The following is a 16,608-nucleotide window of genomic DNA, read 5'->3' as shown; positions in this document are numbered from 1 at the left end:
CCATTCTATTGATCATACTGTCAGTGCTAAAGTCGACAAATTAACAATTTTGTAAAAACAGGCAGGCATAGAAACAATCTGAACCGAGCATAAACTCATGGTAATGTAGGGAAAATGGCAATTTCGACTCCTCCACCAGCGCTATAGGGTTATTTACGACATGGATTGGATCACCTGCACAAAAAGCTTTGTCACCGTGGTCGACCAGGGCTCCCTCGCTCAGGCCGCTACCAAGCTCAATACTTCCAGTTCAGCCCTGTCCAAGCGGTTAGCTTGGCTGGAAAAGCAGTTGGGTGTGCAGTTACTCAAACGCACTACCCGCAGTCTCACCATGACCGACGCTGGCCGCCTTTTCTACCAACGCAGTGCACGCTTGCTCGATGACTGGCACCAGATGCTGGCAGAGACCACCTCTACCTACGGTGAGGTCAGCGGCGTATTGCGAATTGGTGCGCCGCTAGCCGTCGGCAGCCGTTTGCTGGTGAACTACCTAGCCGAATTTATTGAGGTTTACCCCAACATCCAAGTTGAACTCCATACCAACACCTCGGGTCAGCTGCCAGATCTCAACCTGGATGTGTTTATCAGCAGGGAGTTAACCGACTTCAACTCGTCGAGTTACATTGCGACAAAGCTGTTCAACTATAGCAATGGCTTCTACGCTTCTCCTTCGTATCTGGAAGGCAAGCCACTGATTGAGAGCCCTGAACAATTGGCACAGCACAACTGCCTGATGTACGGCACCCACGGCCATGAACAGGAGCACGTGTTTGAAAACGACATTCGACTGAGGCTCAAGGGGAATTTTACTACCCAGAACCCGGAGGCCCTGGTCGCGGCGGCTGTTGCGGGTATGGGGATCATTCTATCAGGTGAGAACACGGTCAAAAGAGAACTGCTCAAGGGCCTTTTGGTACCGGTATTGCCTGAGCTGAAACAACCCGTCAATTCAGCCTATGCCTATTACCCCAAACTTGACTACAACCATGTCAAAACCAAGTTGTTCATTGATTTTATCAAAGCCAAGTCCAGTCCGGCTCAGCACTAGCCTCAACCCTCAGTCAATATGATGTAGATAATAAAAAGCCCCGCATTAGCGAGGCTTAATATTTTGGGTCAACGACCTATCAACACAGCAAGTGTTTAGAACGGGATATCGTCATCGAAATCCATTGGCGGCTCATTGTACTGAGGCTGTGGTGCAGCCTGCTGTTGAGGTGCCTGTTGCTGTTGTTGCTGCTGAGGGGCAAAGTTCTGCTGAGGGGCAGCTGCTGGCTGTTGAGGTTGACCCCAACCACCTTGTTGCTGCTGTTGGCCACCCATTGGAGCGCCCATACCCTGACCACCGCCCTGACGGCCGCCAAGCATCTGCATAACACCGTTGAAGCCTTGAACCACAACTTCTGTTGTGTAGCGGTCCTGACCACTTTGGTCTTGCCACTTACGCGTCTGCAGTTGGCCTTCGATGTATACCTGAGAGCCCTTACGAAGGTACTCGCCAGCCACTTCAGCAAGCTTGCCGAATAGCGCCACACGGTGCCATTCTGTTTTCTCACGCTGCTCGCCAGTGTTCTTGTCACGCCAGCTTTCAGAAGTGGCAATGGTAATATTTGCTACTGCACCACCACTAGGCATGTAACGGATTTCCGGATCATTACCCAAGTTACCGACGAGGATAACCTTGTTTACGCCACGACTGGCCATAGTTCACTCCGATCTCATAATCAGTGCTGGGAAAAGACCAGCAACCGTTATTGAAAGTTTATACTTAATCGCGCAGTCTATCATGCTTCCCCCCTGATCGAACAGGGGGGAAACAGAGTAAAATGTAGTGAACGCCAGCACGAATAAGCGACACATTATGGTGTTATTATAACCAGCCAACTGTGTTTTTATACAGCTTTTTCTTTCAAGGCCCTGAGCCCTGTGCAATAATGCCGCAGTCATAAATTAGTCAATAAAGCTCATCGATATGGATAACATTGAAGTCAGGGGTGCCCGTACCCATAACCTCAAGAACATTTCCCTCACGCTGCCTCGGGATCAGCTGATTGTTATCACCGGCCTGTCGGGTTCAGGAAAGTCATCGCTGGCTTTCGATACCCTGTACGCCGAAGGGCAACGCCGTTATGTCGAATCCCTCTCGGCCTATGCCCGCCAGTTTCTGTCATTGATGGAAAAACCGGATGTCGACCATATCGAGGGGCTATCCCCTGCGATCTCCATCGAGCAGAAATCTACCTCGCACAACCCACGCTCAACTGTGGGCACCATTACCGAGGTCTATGATTACCTTCGTCTATTCTACGCCCGAGTTGGTGAACCACGTTGCCCAACCCATCATGTTGAACTGGCCGCGCAAACAGTAAGCCAGATGGTCGACAAAGTACTCGAGCTCCCGGAAGGCAGCAAGATGATGCTGTTGGCTCCTATTGTTAAAGAGCGCAAGGGTGAGCACGTTAAAACCCTGGCTAACTTGGCGGCTCAAGGATACATCCGTGCCCGTATCGATGGTGAAGTGTGTGATCTGTCCGATCCACCGACGCTTGAACTTCATAAAAAGCACACAATCGAAGTCGTCGTCGACCGCTTCAAGGTTCGTGACGATCTACAGCAGCGTTTAGCCGAATCATTTGAGACCGCACTGGAATTGTCAGGCGGTACCGTGGTTGTCAGCCCAATGACCAACGGCGAGCATGAAGAGATCATTTTCTCCGCCAACTTTGCCTGTCCCCATTGCGGCTACAGCATGCAAGAGCTTGAGCCCCGCCTGTTCTCGTTCAATAACCCAGCGGGAGCCTGTGGCACCTGTGACGGCTTGGGTTTCCAGCAGTTCTTCGATCCCGCTCGCGTGGTACAAAATGGCGAACTAAGCCTTTCCGGTGGCGCCATTCGCGGCTGGGACAAACGCAACTTCTATTACTTCCAAATGCTCAAGTCACTGGCCGAGCATTATGAATTTGATGTCGAAGCCCCTTATGACAGCCTGCCGAAGAAAGTCCAAAATGTGATTCTAAATGGGTCGGGCAAAACCGAAATCGAATTCAAATACATCAATGACCGCGGTGATATCACGGTAAGACGCCACCCGTTCGAGGGGATCCTCAACAACATGGAGCGCCGCTACCGCGAAACCGAGTCAAACTCGGTCCGTGAGGATCTGATCAAGTTCGTCGCTACCAAGCCATGCAGCAGCTGCAACGGCTCACGCCTGCGCCTCGAGGCCCGTAATGTCTTTATTGCCGATACCACGTTGCCAACCATCAGCGAAATGAGTATCAGTGAGGCAATCGACTTCTTCGACCAATTGGCTCTGACAGGGCAGAAGGCCAAAATTGCCGAGAAGATCCTTAAAGAAATCAATGACAGGCTGAGTTTCTTGGTCAATGTCGGACTTAACTACCTTAACCTGTCGCGCAGCGCCGAAACCTTGTCGGGCGGCGAAGCACAGCGTATTCGCTTGGCCAGCCAAATCGGCGCCGGTTTGGTCGGCGTCATGTACGTGTTGGACGAGCCCTCTATCGGACTCCACCAGCGGGACAACGAACGCTTGCTCAAAACCCTGACCCACCTGCGCGATCTCGGCAATACCGTGATTGTGGTCGAACACGACGAAGATGCTATCCGTACCGCTGATCATGTGATCGATATTGGCCCGGGTGCCGGTGTCCATGGGGGGAATATTATTGCCGAAGGCAAGCTGGCTGATATCGTCAATAACGATAACTCGCTAACTGGCCAATACCTCAGCGGCAAAAAATGTATTGCGGTACCAGAGCAGCGCGTGGTGATGGATCCGGAGCGAACCGTCAAACTTCTCGGTGCCACGGGCAACAACCTGAAGAATGTCGACGTCGAGATCCCTGTCGGCCTGCTGACTTGTATTACCGGGGTATCGGGCTCAGGAAAATCAACCCTGATCAACGATACCTTCTTCCAGATCGCCCACCACCAGCTCAACGGTGCGACGTCTGGCCAAGCTGCACCATATAGAGAAATCCAAGATCTCGAGCACTTTGACAAGGTGATCGATATCGACCAGAGCCCAATTGGCCGTACCCCGCGCTCAAATCCAGCGACCTATACCGGGATCTTCACCCCGATCCGCGAACTGTTTGCCGGCACCCAGGAGTCACGCTCGCGTGGCTATAAACCAGGCCGCTTCAGCTTCAACGTCAAAGGGGGTCGTTGCGAAGCCTGTCAGGGGGATGGCGTGATTAAAGTCGAAATGCACTTCCTGCCTGATGTCTACGTGCCGTGTGATGCCTGCAAGGGCAAACGCTACAACCGTGAAACACTGGAAGTTCGCTACAAAGGCAAGACCATCGACGAGGTACTGGAGCTTACCGTAGAAGATGCCCGTGAATTTTTTGATGCGGTGCCGGCTATTGCCAGAAAGCTACAGACCCTGATTGATGTCGGCCTATCATATATTCGCCTGGGCCAAGCTGCGACCACGCTGTCCGGCGGTGAAGCCCAGCGGGTCAAGCTGGCACGAGAGCTGTCCAAGCGCGATACCGGCAAAACCCTATATATTTTGGACGAGCCAACAACCGGCCTGCATTTCCACGATATCCAGCAGTTACTCAATGTCCTGCACCGCCTACGTGACCACGGTAATACCATTGTGGTGATCGAGCACAACCTCGATGTAGTCAAGACAGCAGACTGGATCATCGATCTCGGACCGGAAGGTGGTAACGGCGGGGGTGAAATTGTTGCAACCGGCACACCTGAACAAGTGGCACAGATCGCAGGATCGCACACTGCCCGCTTCCTCAAGCCTTTGCTGCCAGAGTGAACGCCAGTACAATAGCACTGGCAACCTAACCAACAACGAAAAACCGGGCTTGCAATCAAGCCCGGTTTTGTTTGATTAAGACAGTGAGACCCAGCGAATCACCATGACAGTGTTATATGTAAAAGGCACCAACCTTGCCGAAAAAGGGATCAGCAAGCCAATGATAAAGCCCTTCTTGGTGTCTCTCGGGATCCTGTTCCTGCTGGCAATGCATTACTTCCAGCACAACCCTGGCGGCTCAGGACTCGAGCTTTCATACAATGCCATGAGCTGGATCCCGTTCAGCTTCGCCATTGCTTTCGGTTTGCTGGAGATTTGCCGCCAGCGGGTATGGCGCTATTCAAAGCTAACCCTTGCCCTCACCCTTTGCTGTGTCTTGCTCACGCTGCCAGTCTTCTACCCCAATTCTGACATCGGACAGAGCTTGCCAAGATTACTTGGCTTATGGGCGGGTTTACTGTTTTTTATCGGCCTGCAGCAGTTCTCTTTCAACCACAAGCAGCGCCAGCGCATGTTGTGGTTTGTGCTTGCCGCAGTCTGGATTCAAGCGATATTCGGCTGGGTGCAATTTATGCTGCTGGAAACAGGCAACCCCATCGGCTACGACACCGTCGCCAACCGGCCTTACGGTATCTTCCAGCAACCCAATGTCATGGCCAGTTTCTTGGCTACAGGTCTCGTTTTATCTGGTTATCTGTTGGCACGTATTCCGATGTACCGAGGGAAATGGAGCTGGCAGCAATGTTTCTTGCTACTGACCCCAGTGATTACCCTCCCCCTACTTATCGTACTGAGCTCCCGCACCGGTTGGCTCGGAGCGGTAGTCGGCATACTACTGCTGATCCCATACCTGCGCCGCTTTGCCGCCAAGGCACAATGGCGGATGTGGTTACTGATGATTGTGCTGGGGCTCAGCCTGTCATGGCACATCAATAGTACATCTGGTTGGTCTCCGCAGGAAAACCGTCTGAGCTTGGTCAGTGCTCGAGCGATGCATATCCCTCAAGCGGCCAATATGTTCTTAAACCAGCCTCTGAGCGGATACGGATACGGTACGTTTGAAGTCAGCTATATTACCCAAGCCGCCAGATGGCACCATGAAAACCCGGAAAATCCGGCCGGTATGGCTGCCCTCACCCACCCGCATAACGAATTGGTCTTCTGGGCAGCCGAAGGCGGTATTATTCCTTTGCTCGCATTACTGGCAGCGGCAGGGGCAGTACTGCTTAAAATAAAGAAAGCACGGGAAGGTACCCAGCTGGCCTTAATCGGCTTATTTTTCCCAATCGTTCTGCACTCCCAGCTGGAGTACCCATTCTATCACTCGCTGGTCCACTGGGTGATTTTCATCATTATGATTTACTGGGTCGACAACCTGACAGCCAAGTACTACAAGAAAAAAATGGCGTATATCCTGTCGATCCGGGCGCTGGTTTTGACGGTACCTCTGATCACTACCGGGTTTATGGCTACCACTCTGTATTCTGGCACCCAACTAACTCAGTACGAAACAACCCACCCGGCCAATATTGACTACCTACTTAGGGTCAATAACCCTTGGGCATGGCAAAATCGATTCGAGTGGGATTTGCATATCACCCAGCTTCAGTTGGGTATCACCAGTAATAATCCCGTTCTGATCAATGAGTTTATCGACTGGGCTGTGCAGAAGGCCAAGCAATGGCCACGTATCGCGCTATACCAGAACCTGATTGCCGCCTACAACCAACTCGGTAAGCAAGAGCAAGCCGCCCAAATTCTGGATGAAGCCCAATACCTATATCCGGGACATGCGTTTTTAACGGAAACGGACTTGCCCGCTAAGGTAGGAGAAAGTGAAACGCCATGATCCCTATCGGGTGACACCAAAACGAAAAAAGAGCTACCAATGGTAGCTCTTTTTGCTAATTAAACCGTAGCAGCTTAGATTCACTTCAACGTGGTTTCCAGTGCCCGTAGGCACAATGCTACGTTTTCACTGCGAGCGGCATAGCCCATTAAGCCAATACGCCACGCTTTGCCAGCAAGCGCACCAAGGCCAGCTCCAATTTCCAAGTTATAGCGTTCCAGCAAGGTCTTCCTTACCTCTGCATCATCAATGCCATCAGGAATGTATACCGCATTGAGTTGTGGCAAGCGATGGGCTTCGTCAACCACAAACTTAACCCCTAATTGCTCTAGGCCTTCACGCAATTCCAGGTGGGCATCTTTATGGCGCTGCCAGGCATTTTCCAAGCCTTCACTTTGCAATAAGACCAAAGCTTCATGCAGTGCATACAGGCTATTAACTGGTGCGGTATGGTGATAGCTTCGTTTACCTTCACCACTCCAGTAACCCAGTACCAAGCTCTGATCCAAAAACCAGCTTTGGACCGGTGCCTGGCGGCTCTGGATTTTAGCGACCGCTTTTTCAGAAAACGTCAGTGGTGACAAGCCCGGAACACAAGACAGGCACTTCTGGCTACCGGAATACACCGCATCGAGTTGCCATTCATCCACCAGCAAGGGCACGCCACCGAGCGATGTCACGGCATCGACAATCGTCAGGCAGTCATGCTCGCGAGCCAACTTGGCAATCGCCTGTGCATCGCTCAGCGCGCCAGTTGAGGTCTCGGCATGAACAAAGGCCACTATTTTGGCATCTGGGTGGCTATCGAGCGTTTGAGCAACCAAGGCAGGGTCTACCGGCTCTCCCCAGTTGTTATCGACCATGACAGCAACCCCACCGCAGCGCTCGACATTCTCACGCATCCGATCACCAAAGACGCCATTGCGGCAGACAATCACCTTGTCACCCGGCTCAACCAAATTGACAAAGCAGGCTTCCATACCGGCACTACCTGGCGCAGAAACCGCTATGGTAAAGGTATTTTGAGTCTGGAAAGCATATTGCAGTAGTTGCTTGAGCTCATCCATCATTCCGATAAATAATGGGTCGAGGTGACCAATGGTTGGACGGCTCAGAGCTTGTAGCACCTGCGGGTAAATATCCGATGGGCCGGGTCCCATAAGGGTACGCTGTGGTGGATAGAAACTACCTATTGTCATTTTTATTTTCCTCCCTGGCGGTAAGCGTGGCATTTAACTCGTTATTGTAAGGTACTGATTGACTATATCAGTATTAGGCTAATTATGCTTATACCAAATCACACCCCCTTGTAGCACACCACTCCCCGTGAATTTTGTGACAATTTTTTGCAATTTTTATGCATATTTTATTTCTATACAATTGACAACCGACTAGGAAATCCGGTTCAATATAGATCGTTTTTTGTTCATCCTGAGAAAAGGTTTTCTCAGGTGAAGACAGAAGAGGAGCGTTACCCAGGTATCTAGATTGCGGGGCCCCACCCCGAAGCAGTCTTGAGAGGGGGAGTAACGCCGAGATACGACATGACAGGGGGCATGGAGTATCGGCTACGAAGGTTGAATCCTTCTGGCTGTCATCTATTCACCATGGTAATGAATAGATGGGGAGCTTCTGGTTGTGTACCGGTTTACATCTTACCTTTTTGCTCTCCTGACTTTTTTGTCGGGACTACCATCCCGAGCCCCCTGTGAATTGCGTTTTGACTTTTTATTACTGGGAGACTCGTTGTGAGCTTTGTCGAAAATAACTTTACTGTTCCTCCACCGATAACCGTAGCGAAATTTGGCGGTACTAGCGTAGCCGATCATGCCGCCATGAGCCGAAGTGCCACGATCATCAAGGATAACCCTGCAGCCAAAGTAGTGTTGATCAGTGCCTGTTCCGGTGTCACCAACCTGTTAGTTGAACTTGCAAATGGAATTGCCGATAACGAGCAGCGCTCCCAACGGCTACAGCAGTTAAAATCGATACACCAAAACATTATCGACAAATTGGCCAACCCTGAAGCCGTTGCTGACCACATAGAACAATTAATCAATACCGTGGCAAGTCTCGCACAGCAGGCCGCCGATACCCCTTCGACCAAATTGACCGATCACTTGGTTGCCCATGGCGAGTTGTTGTCGACCCACCTGTTTAGCCAAATTCTCAACGAAATGGGGGCTCCAGCCCAGCGTTTCGATATTCGCTCTGTGATGCGTACCGACAGCCAATACGGCAAAGCTATTCCGCACATCGAAACTATCCGCGAACTTGCAGATTCGCAGCTGCAGCCACTGCTAGCTGGCGATACCATTATCGTTTCCCAAGGCTTCATCGGCTCAAGCCGCGAAGGCGAAACCACCACATTAGGCCGTGGTGGCAGCGATTACAGTGCTGCTTTGGTTGCCGAGGCTATCAGTGCGGAAACCCTAGAGATATGGACCGATGTACCGGGCATGTACTCTACTGACCCGCGTATCACTGCCAATGCCAAACCGATCAGTGAGATTAGCTTTAGCGAAGCATCTGAAATGGCCAATTTTGGAGCGAAGATCCTCCATCCATCGACCTTGCTACCAGCGGTCCGCCAGCAGATCCCTGTCTTCATCGGTTCATCCAAAGCCCCTGAACAAGGTGGCACCTGGATCCGTCAGCAAGTCAGCGAGCCACCAAAATTCAGAGCTCTGGCATTGCGCTGCAATCAGACCATGGTCACCCTGACCAGCCTAAACATGTTCCATGCTTACGGATTTCTATCTGAAGTTTTCCGTATTTTGGCCGAACACAAAATCTCAGTCGACTTGATCACGACCTCGGAAGTCAGTGTTTCATTAACTCTGGATCAAACCGATACCGGTGGTGGTGCACCAAGCCTGCCAGCCGCTGCGATGGAGCAACTGAGTAAGCTGTGTAGTGTGGAAGTCGAGCAAGATCTTTGCTTAGTCGCATTGATCGGTAACGAGCTAGGCGAAGCACCAGGGGCTGCAACCCAAGTGTTTAGCCGACTGGAGCAATACAGTCCACGCATGATCTGTTTTGGCGCCAGCACCCACAACCTGTGTTTCCTGGTCAAAACCGAAGAGTCGCGCGAAGTAGTCAAGGTATTGCATCACGGCCTGTTCGAATAATCGATATCGGAATAGAAGATAAGAAAAAGGCGCCCAGTGAGCGCCTTTTTTGTCTTTGGTGACCCGCTCAGAACGAGGCGAGGCTATTAACTAGAACTAGTTATTCAAGTTCGGGCCCAGCCATTTTTCGGCCTCGATAAGATCCCAGCCTTTACGATCAGCATAGCTGTCACGTTGATCATTCTGGATCTGGGCGATCGCAAAGTAGCGTGAATCGGGGTGGGAGAAATACCAACCCGATACCGACGCTCCTGGCCACATGGCGTAGCTGGTTGTCAGTGACATATCGATCGTCTCTTCGACCTTCAATAACTCCCACAAGCTACCCTTTTCGGTATGCTCCGGACAGGCCGGATAACCCGGAGCCGGTCGGATTCCCTGGTATTTCTCACGGATCAGATCATCATTGGACAAATCCTCATCCTGCGAATATCCCCAAATATCCTTACGCACCTGCTCATGCAGATATTCGGCAAAAGCTTCAGCCAAGCGATCGGCAACCGCCTGGATCATAATCGCGTTATAGTCATCACCTGCCGCTTTATAAGCATCGGCCAACTCACGCTCACCAATCCCACCCGTTACTGCAAAGGCGCCAATCCAATCCGCTTTACCGCTCTCTTTCGGTGCAATGTAATCAGACAGGCAGTAATTAAAGCCTTTCGGCTTCTCAGTCTGCTGGCGCAGGTTATGCAGTACCTTGGCAACCTTAGTGCGAGATTCGTCGGTATACACTTCGATATCATCGCCCACACTATTGGCCGGGAACATCGCACACATACCGCGGGCTTCCATCAAGCCTTCCTGTTCAACACGATCGAGTAAGTCATTGGCATCTTCAAACAGACGACGAGCTTCCTCACCCACTTCCTCATGATCAAATATGGCCGGGTATTTCCCCATCAACGACCAGGTCATAAAGAACGGTGTCCAATCGATATATTGACGCAGGATAGCGACATCAAAGTTTTCAAAAACCTGGACACCCGGTTTAAGAGGTGCCGGAGGCGTGTAGCTATCCCAATCAATCGCCACGCGATTTGCGCGCGCCACTTCTAGGGAAACAGGCTTGGTCTTGGGCCGCTTGCGGCTATGCTGATCACGCACCCTGACATAGTCAGCATCCAGTTTCTCGACAAAGGCCGGGCGCCGCTCATCAGATAACAGGGAGGTACAGACCCCAACAGCACGAGACGCGTTGTTCACGTAGACCACCGGATGACTGTAATTCTGTTCAATCTTCACCGCCGTATGGGCTTTTGACGTTGTCGCCCCACCGATCAGCAGTGGCAAATCAAACCCTTGTCGCTCCATTTCCTTGGCAACATGCACCATCTCATCCAGCGACGGTGTGATCAGCCCTGATAGGCCAATAATATCGACATTTTCTTCCTTGGCAACCTTGAGGATCTTCTCGCAAGGCACCATCACACCCAGATCGATGATCTCGTAGTTGTTACACTGAAGTACCACGCCAACGATGTTCTTTCCGATATCATGAACATCGCCTTTTACCGTTGCCAACAAAATCTTACCGTTGGAGGTACCCACTTGTTTCTCGGCATTAATATAAGGTTCAAGGTGGGCAACGGCCTGCTTCATTACACGGGCAGATTTCACCACCTGCGGCAGGAACATTTTGCCTTCACCAAACAAGTCACCAACGACGTTCATGCCATCCATCAGCGGCCCTTCAATGACCTCCAATGGCTTAGATGCCTTCACCCTGGCTTCTTCGGTGTCTTCGACAATAAATTCGGTGATCCCTTTTACCAAAGCATGTTCAAGCCGCTTTTCTACCGGCCAGCTACGCCATTCAAGTAGCGAGGCATCTTCTTCTTTACCGACACCTTTATTGGCATATTCGGCGGCAATATCCAACAAGCGCTCTGTCGAATCATCGCGTCGGTTAAGGACGACATCTTCTACAGCCTCACGTAATTTTTCCGGAACATTGTCATAGACCTCAAGTTGGCCTGCGTTGACGATCCCCATATCCATGCCGTGCTTGAAACAGTGATACAAGAAAACCGCATGGATGGCTTCACGTACGTAGTTATTGCCACGGAACGAGAAGGAAACGTTAGATACGCCACCAGAAATCATCGCGTGGGGTAAATCACGTTTGATATCGGCAACCGCTTCAATGAAGTCCACCGCATAGTTATTATGCTCATCGATACCAGTAGCAACGGCAAAGATGTTTGGATCAAAGATGATATCTTCCGGCGGAAAACCAACCTCATCCACCAATACTCGGTAGGCGTTGGTACAAATCTCAATCTTACGCTCACGGGTATCCGCCTGACCGACTTCATCGAACGCCATCACGATAACCGCCGCACCATAGCGACGGATCAATTTAGCCTGCTCAATGAACTTCTCTTTGCCTTCTTTAAGCGAAATGGAGTTAACAATCCCTTTGCCCTGAATGCATTTAAGGCCAGCTTCAATGACTTCCCACTTGGAGGAGTCAACCATGATAGGTACTTTGGATATTTCAGGTTCAGAAGCACAAAGATTCAGAAAGCGCACCATGCACGCTTCTGCATCCAACATCCCTTCATCCATGTTGATATCGATGATCTGGGCGCCGTTTTCGACCTGCTGACGAGCGACATCCAATGCCTCATCATACAACTCTTCTTTGATCAGGCGTTTGAATCTTGCAGACCCCGTAACATTAGTTCGCTCACCAACATTAACAAACAAGGTATCTTTCTCTATGAGCAAGGGTTCAAGGCCTGATAACCGACAGCCAATCGGCAATTCAGGTAATGCGCGAGGACTCACCTTTGCAACAGCTTCTGCCATCTGGCGGATATGTTCAGGTGTGGTACCACAACATCCCCCAACCAAGTTGAGGAAGCCACTTTGGGCCCACTCTTGAATATGCTCAGCCATCTCTTCTGGAGAGAGGTCATACTCACCAAAGGCGTTAGGTAGGCCGGCATTAGGGTGGGCTGACACGGCGCATTCAGAAATGCGAGACAACTCCTCGACATATTGGCGGAGTTCATCAGGGCCGAGCGCACAGTTCAAACCAAACGAGATAGGTTTGACATGACGTAATGAGTTATAGAAGGCTTCCGTAGTCTGACCAGACAGAGTTCGTCCTGACGCATCCGTGATGGTGCCAGAAATCATCACTGGCAGCGTGCAACCATCTTCATCGAAAACGGTATCCACAGCGAATGCACAGGCTTTAGCATTGAGGGTATCGAAAATAGTTTCGATAAGGATGATATCGGCTCCACCTTTGATTAATGCACGAGTTGACTCGGCATAGGCCTCAACAAGCAGATCAAAGGTAACATTTCGAAAACCGGGATCGTTCACATCCGGTGAGATTGAACAAGTACGGTTGGTCGGGCCAAGCACACCAGCAACAAAGCGCGGCTTATCCGGTGTTTTTGCCGTCCACTCATCAGCCACTTGGCGGGCGAGTTTGGCAGCCTCGAGATTGATTTCGGCACTCAGGCTTTCCATCTCATAATCGGCCATCGCGATAGTCGTTGAATTGAAGGTATTCGTTTCAAGGATATCAGCCCCGGCCTCAAGATAGGCAGCATGAATATCTTTGATCAGTTGCGGTTGTGTCAGTACCAGTAAGTCGTTATTGCCCTTGAGATCCATATGCCAATCGGCAAAACGCTCACCACGATAATCTTGCTCTTCCAGCTTATAGTCCTGGATCATGGTGCCCATGCCACCATCGATGATCAGGATCTGCTCTGCCAAGCGCTTATTTAATAAATCCTTGCCCGTCAACACCGCTTTACTTCCTTATCTAATGTTACAGCTAGTTCACATCCTACCATAGCAACAATGGAAATCTAGACGTCTAAAGGGCTTTTCATTGATTAAATTTTAACTCATTGAAAGAAATTAATGATAGCTATCGAGCAGTGATAGATTTATATTTTGACACAATTTTCAGCTTTACTTTAATTCACCATCGAGGTCATGGGATGTCAGTTTACAGCACCCTCTGTTTCCTAGCAGCAGCAGCTATGCTTATCGCTTTTATAAACAGTAAAATAGGAAAAATGCAGACCACTATCGCCATTACCGCCGGGGCATTGATGCTATCGTTAGGCATTATTATTGCCGGGCATAATGGTTGGTTCCATCTTGAAGACATTGCAGCAAGCCAACTTGGCGAGATCAATTTTGAAAATTTCTTACTCAAAGGGATTTTGGGATTTTTGCTCTTTGCTGGCGGCCTGGGGATCAAACTGCCTCACCTTGAAGATCAAAAGTGGGAAATCACCACACTGGCACTGGCCGCGACCTTGTTCTCGACCTTTTTTATCGGCTTTGCCTTATGGGGGATTTGCCAGGCTATCGGCATCCAGCTAGATCTTATCTATTGCCTCATCTTCGGCTCTCTGATCTCTCCTACTGACCCGATTGCTGTACTCGCTATTGTAAAAAAACTCGATGCACCAAAACGCATTTCTACCCAAATTGAGGGCGAATCTTTATTCAATGACGGCTTTGGCCTTGTCATTTTCGTTACTCTATTTACCATCGCTTTTGGTAACGAAGCCCCTACCGTACTTGGCGTCGGCCAATTGTTCCTACAGGAAGCCATTGGCGGTATCGCCTACGGCTTTGCTCTTGGTCTGATCTTCCATTACCTCATCAGTTCGACCAATGACCACTCAATGGAACTGTTGCTGACCCTTGGCATACCAACGGCAGGCTATGTGTTTGCTGATGTCATCCATGTGTCTGGTCCGCTGGCAATGGTGGTATCAGGAATTATGATTGGTAACTGGACCCGCTATATCGGTTTCTCCAAAGAGAGTGAAGATCACCTCGACCACTTCTGGGAGTTGGTCGATGAGTTCCTCAATGGGGTACTGTTCCTATTGATTGGTATGAGTATGCTGCAGTTCAGTTTCCACCAAGAAGACTGGGTACTGATGGTGATTGCCGTTCCATTGGTCCTCTTGAGCCGTTTCCTCAGCGTCAAGCTCTCTTATATCGGTTTCCAGCGATACCGCGACTACAACCCTATGTCGGTTAAAATCCTGACTTGGGGTGGCTTACGAGGCGGCTTGGCCCTTGCTATGGCCATGGCAATCCCCGCCGGGGTGATGGTGATCCCGGATAAGAATATCGATGTCCGGGAAATTATGCTGGTCATGACCTATTCGGTGGTGGTGTTCTCGATTCTGATCCAAGGCTCAACAATCACCTCCTTGATCCACAAGGCCAAGCACTGGGAAGCTGAAAACAACACCTAATGTGTTCTCAGTTGGGATAGTTACTATATAAAGAAGACCTGCAGATGCAGGTCTTTTTCTATCTCACCAAAAAGACTATTCACCCTTGGTGAAGTTCGCTTCAGAAAACTTATCCAAATCATAAGGTGTTTGCTGGTAAACACAATAATTCAGCCAGTTAGAAAACAACAAATGACCATGGCTACGCCAACTACCGATTGGTGGGTTTTCCGGATTGTTATCAGGGTAATAATTAACAGGTACCTGTGGCTCCATACCTTCACCAACATCCCGCGTATACTCATTGTGCAAAGTATCGACATCATATTCAGGATGACCGGTTACAAAGACATTTCGCTTGTCTTTGGTTGCCGCCAGGTATACACCAGCCTGATCTGAGGTGGCTAGAATATCAAGATTGGTATGTTCAGCCAAATACTCTGGTGAGAAGTCTGCATAGCGAGAATGCGGCGCAAGGAAAGAGTCATCAAAACCACGCAAGATCGGATTATGACAATCATGGGTTCGATGCCAATACACCCCGGACAACTTTTCCTTACGTGTACGTTTAGGCAAGTCGTAAAGTAGCTTCAGCCCTGCCTGAGCCGCCCAACACACGAACAAGGTCGAGGTGACATGCTCCTTAGCCCAATTCATGATTGTCTGGATCTCTTCCCAGTAAAGCACATCTTCGAACTGAACCAAGCCCAGTGGCGCTCCCGTAACAATCAGACCATCAAAATTACGATCCTTGACCATCTCAAACTGTCGATAAAAGGTATCGAGATGCTCTGTAGGCGTATTCTTGGTCGGCCGATTATCAATGCGAAGCAGTTCAACATCTACCTGTAGCGGGCTATTGGACAGCAGACGAAGAAACTGAGTTTCTGTTTCGATCTTCTTCGGCATCAAGTTCAGCAGCAGCACCTTCAAGGGACGAATTTCCTGACTTGACGCACGGGCCTCCGACATCACGAAGATATTCTCACCTCGCAAGATATCGGTAGCAGGTAGTTTGTCAGGGATCTTAATCGGCATCGGTGCTTCTCCTTAAACATTTTCTCGTCTTTACCACCTATTAAAAGGATGTTTAGACGTCCAGATTTCTAAATAAAACTATAAGAGATCCGTCGCGGGTGCAAGTAAAAGAAGATTAAAAGAATCTAAGCAAAGAACTACGAGTATGAAGAAAACTCATAAAAACATGGGGGTTGGTGATGGCACTTTTTATACTGCCAGAAATGAAAAAACCCAGCCGTTAGGCTGGGTTTAGAAGAAGTGTTCAGCAATGACCTACTCTCACATGGGGAGACCCCACACTACCATCGGCGCTACAACGTTTCACTACTGAGTTCGGCATGGGATCAGGTGGGACCATTGTGCTATTGTCGCTGAACAAAATCGTGGTGCTAGTACCCAGATTCGAACTGGGGACCTCACCCTTACCAAGGGTGCGCTCTACCAACTGAGCTATACCAGCACTCAATTCTGTATCGAAATCCGCCATTTGCGAATTTCTAAATTGGGAGCCTGGCGATGTCCTACTCTCACATGGGGAGACCCCACACTACCATCGGCGCTATTACGTTTCAC

At 50.0% G+C, this 16,608-nt stretch carries 9 protein-coding genes, 1 tRNA gene, 1 rRNA gene and 1 riboswitch; of the genes, 5 read left to right on the top strand and 6 right to left on the bottom strand.

The window, feature by feature from the left end; translation table 11 throughout:
• The first annotated feature begins 160 nt into the window (after positions 1 to 160).
• Positions 161 to 1,048, top strand: coding sequence for a LysR family transcriptional regulator (locus ACVA58_RS17860; RefSeq protein ID WP_446511730.1), 888 nt, complete (start codon positions 161 to 163; stop codon positions 1,046 to 1,048).
• Between the two features lie 95 nt (positions 1,049 to 1,143).
• Here the strand turns inward: ACVA58_RS17860 and ACVA58_RS17855 are convergent, their stop codons facing one another.
• Positions 1,144 to 1,704, bottom strand: coding sequence for a single-stranded DNA-binding protein (locus tag ACVA58_RS17855; RefSeq protein WP_446511729.1), 561 nt, complete (start codon positions 1,702 to 1,704; stop codon positions 1,144 to 1,146).
• 268 nt (positions 1,705 to 1,972) lie between these two features.
• On the opposite strand from ACVA58_RS17855, the gene uvrA reads away from it, so the two are divergent.
• Both uvrA and ACVA58_RS17845 read left to right on the top strand, forming a co-directional pair.
• Positions 1,973 to 4,801, top strand: a complete 2,829-nt coding sequence (uvrA, locus tag ACVA58_RS17850; RefSeq protein WP_446511728.1) for an excinuclease ABC subunit UvrA — start codon at positions 1,973 to 1,975, stop codon at positions 4,799 to 4,801.
• A gap of 103 nt (positions 4,802 to 4,904) precedes the next feature.
• Positions 4,905 to 6,650, top strand: a complete 1,746-nt coding sequence (locus ACVA58_RS17845) for a PglL family O-oligosaccharyltransferase (protein ID WP_446511727.1) — start codon at positions 4,905 to 4,907, stop codon at positions 6,648 to 6,650.
• 80 nt (positions 6,651 to 6,730) lie between these two features.
• Here ACVA58_RS17845 and ACVA58_RS17840 read toward each other — a convergent pair whose 3' ends face one another.
• On the bottom strand, positions 6,731 to 7,849 hold the full coding sequence (locus ACVA58_RS17840; protein ID WP_446511726.1) for a pyridoxal-phosphate-dependent aminotransferase family protein: 1,119 nt from the start codon (positions 7,847 to 7,849) through the stop codon (positions 6,731 to 6,733).
• A gap of 254 nt (positions 7,850 to 8,103) precedes the next feature.
• Positions 8,104 to 8,290, top strand: a riboswitch (Lysine riboswitch).
• A 108-nt stretch (positions 8,291 to 8,398) separates the two neighbouring features.
• Between ACVA58_RS17840 and lysC the strand changes: the two genes are divergently transcribed.
• Positions 8,399 to 9,781, top strand: a complete 1,383-nt coding sequence (gene lysC / locus ACVA58_RS17835) for a lysine-sensitive aspartokinase 3 (protein WP_446511725.1) — start codon at positions 8,399 to 8,401, stop codon at positions 9,779 to 9,781.
• A 96-nt stretch (positions 9,782 to 9,877) separates the two neighbouring features.
• Here lysC and metH read toward each other — a convergent pair whose 3' ends face one another.
• Positions 9,878 to 13,555: a methionine synthase gene (gene metH, locus ACVA58_RS17830; protein ID WP_446511724.1), complete on the bottom strand. Its 3,678-nt coding sequence runs from the start codon at positions 13,553 to 13,555 to the stop codon at positions 9,878 to 9,880.
• Between the two features lie 197 nt (positions 13,556 to 13,752).
• On the opposite strand from metH, the gene ACVA58_RS17825 reads away from it, so the two are divergent.
• Entirely contained in the window at positions 13,753 to 15,036 is a 1,284-nt protein-coding gene (locus ACVA58_RS17825; protein WP_446511723.1) for a cation:proton antiporter, read from the top strand.
• A 75-nt stretch (positions 15,037 to 15,111) separates the two neighbouring features.
• Here ACVA58_RS17825 and metA read toward each other — a convergent pair whose 3' ends face one another.
• From metA to ACVA58_RS17810, 3 genes are all read right to left on the bottom strand, one after another.
• Positions 15,112 to 16,053, bottom strand: a complete 942-nt coding sequence (gene metA, locus ACVA58_RS17820; protein ID WP_446511722.1) for a homoserine O-succinyltransferase MetA — start codon at positions 16,051 to 16,053, stop codon at positions 15,112 to 15,114.
• 242 nt (positions 16,054 to 16,295) lie between these two features.
• Positions 16,296 to 16,411: ribosomal RNA gene (gene rrf, locus ACVA58_RS17815) — 5S ribosomal RNA — on the bottom strand.
• An 8-nt stretch (positions 16,412 to 16,419) separates the two neighbouring features.
• Positions 16,420 to 16,495 (bottom strand) — tRNA-Thr (locus ACVA58_RS17810).
• Positions 16,496 to 16,608 lie beyond the last annotated feature (113 nt).

This window comes from Photobacterium sp. DNB22_13_2 (genome assembly GCF_052873915.1).
The sequence above is the reverse complement of the archived record's forward strand: the minus strand, read 5'-3'. Positions and strand labels throughout refer to the sequence as shown.

Bases quoted from the DNA above. Each gene is read 5' to 3' on its own strand.
- ACVA58_RS17860 (WP_446511730.1), top strand. From the start codon at position 161: ATGGATTGGATCACCTGCACAAAAAGCTTTGTCACCGTGGTCGACCAG.
- ACVA58_RS17840 (WP_446511726.1), bottom strand. From the start codon at position 7,849: ATGACAATAGGTAGTTTCTATCCACCACAGCGTACCCTTATGGGACCC.
- ACVA58_RS17825 (WP_446511723.1), top strand. From the start codon at position 13,753: ATGTCAGTTTACAGCACCCTCTGTTTCCTAGCAGCAGCAGCTATGCTT.
- metA (WP_446511722.1), bottom strand. From the start codon at position 16,053: ATGCCGATTAAGATCCCTGACAAACTACCTGCTACCGATATCTTGCGA.
- ACVA58_RS17855 (WP_446511729.1), bottom strand. From the start codon at position 1,704: ATGGCCAGTCGTGGCGTAAACAAGGTTATCCTCGTCGGTAACTTGGGT.
- uvrA (WP_446511728.1), top strand. From the start codon at position 1,973: ATGGATAACATTGAAGTCAGGGGTGCCCGTACCCATAACCTCAAGAAC.
- ACVA58_RS17845 (WP_446511727.1), top strand. From the start codon at position 4,905: ATGACAGTGTTATATGTAAAAGGCACCAACCTTGCCGAAAAAGGGATC.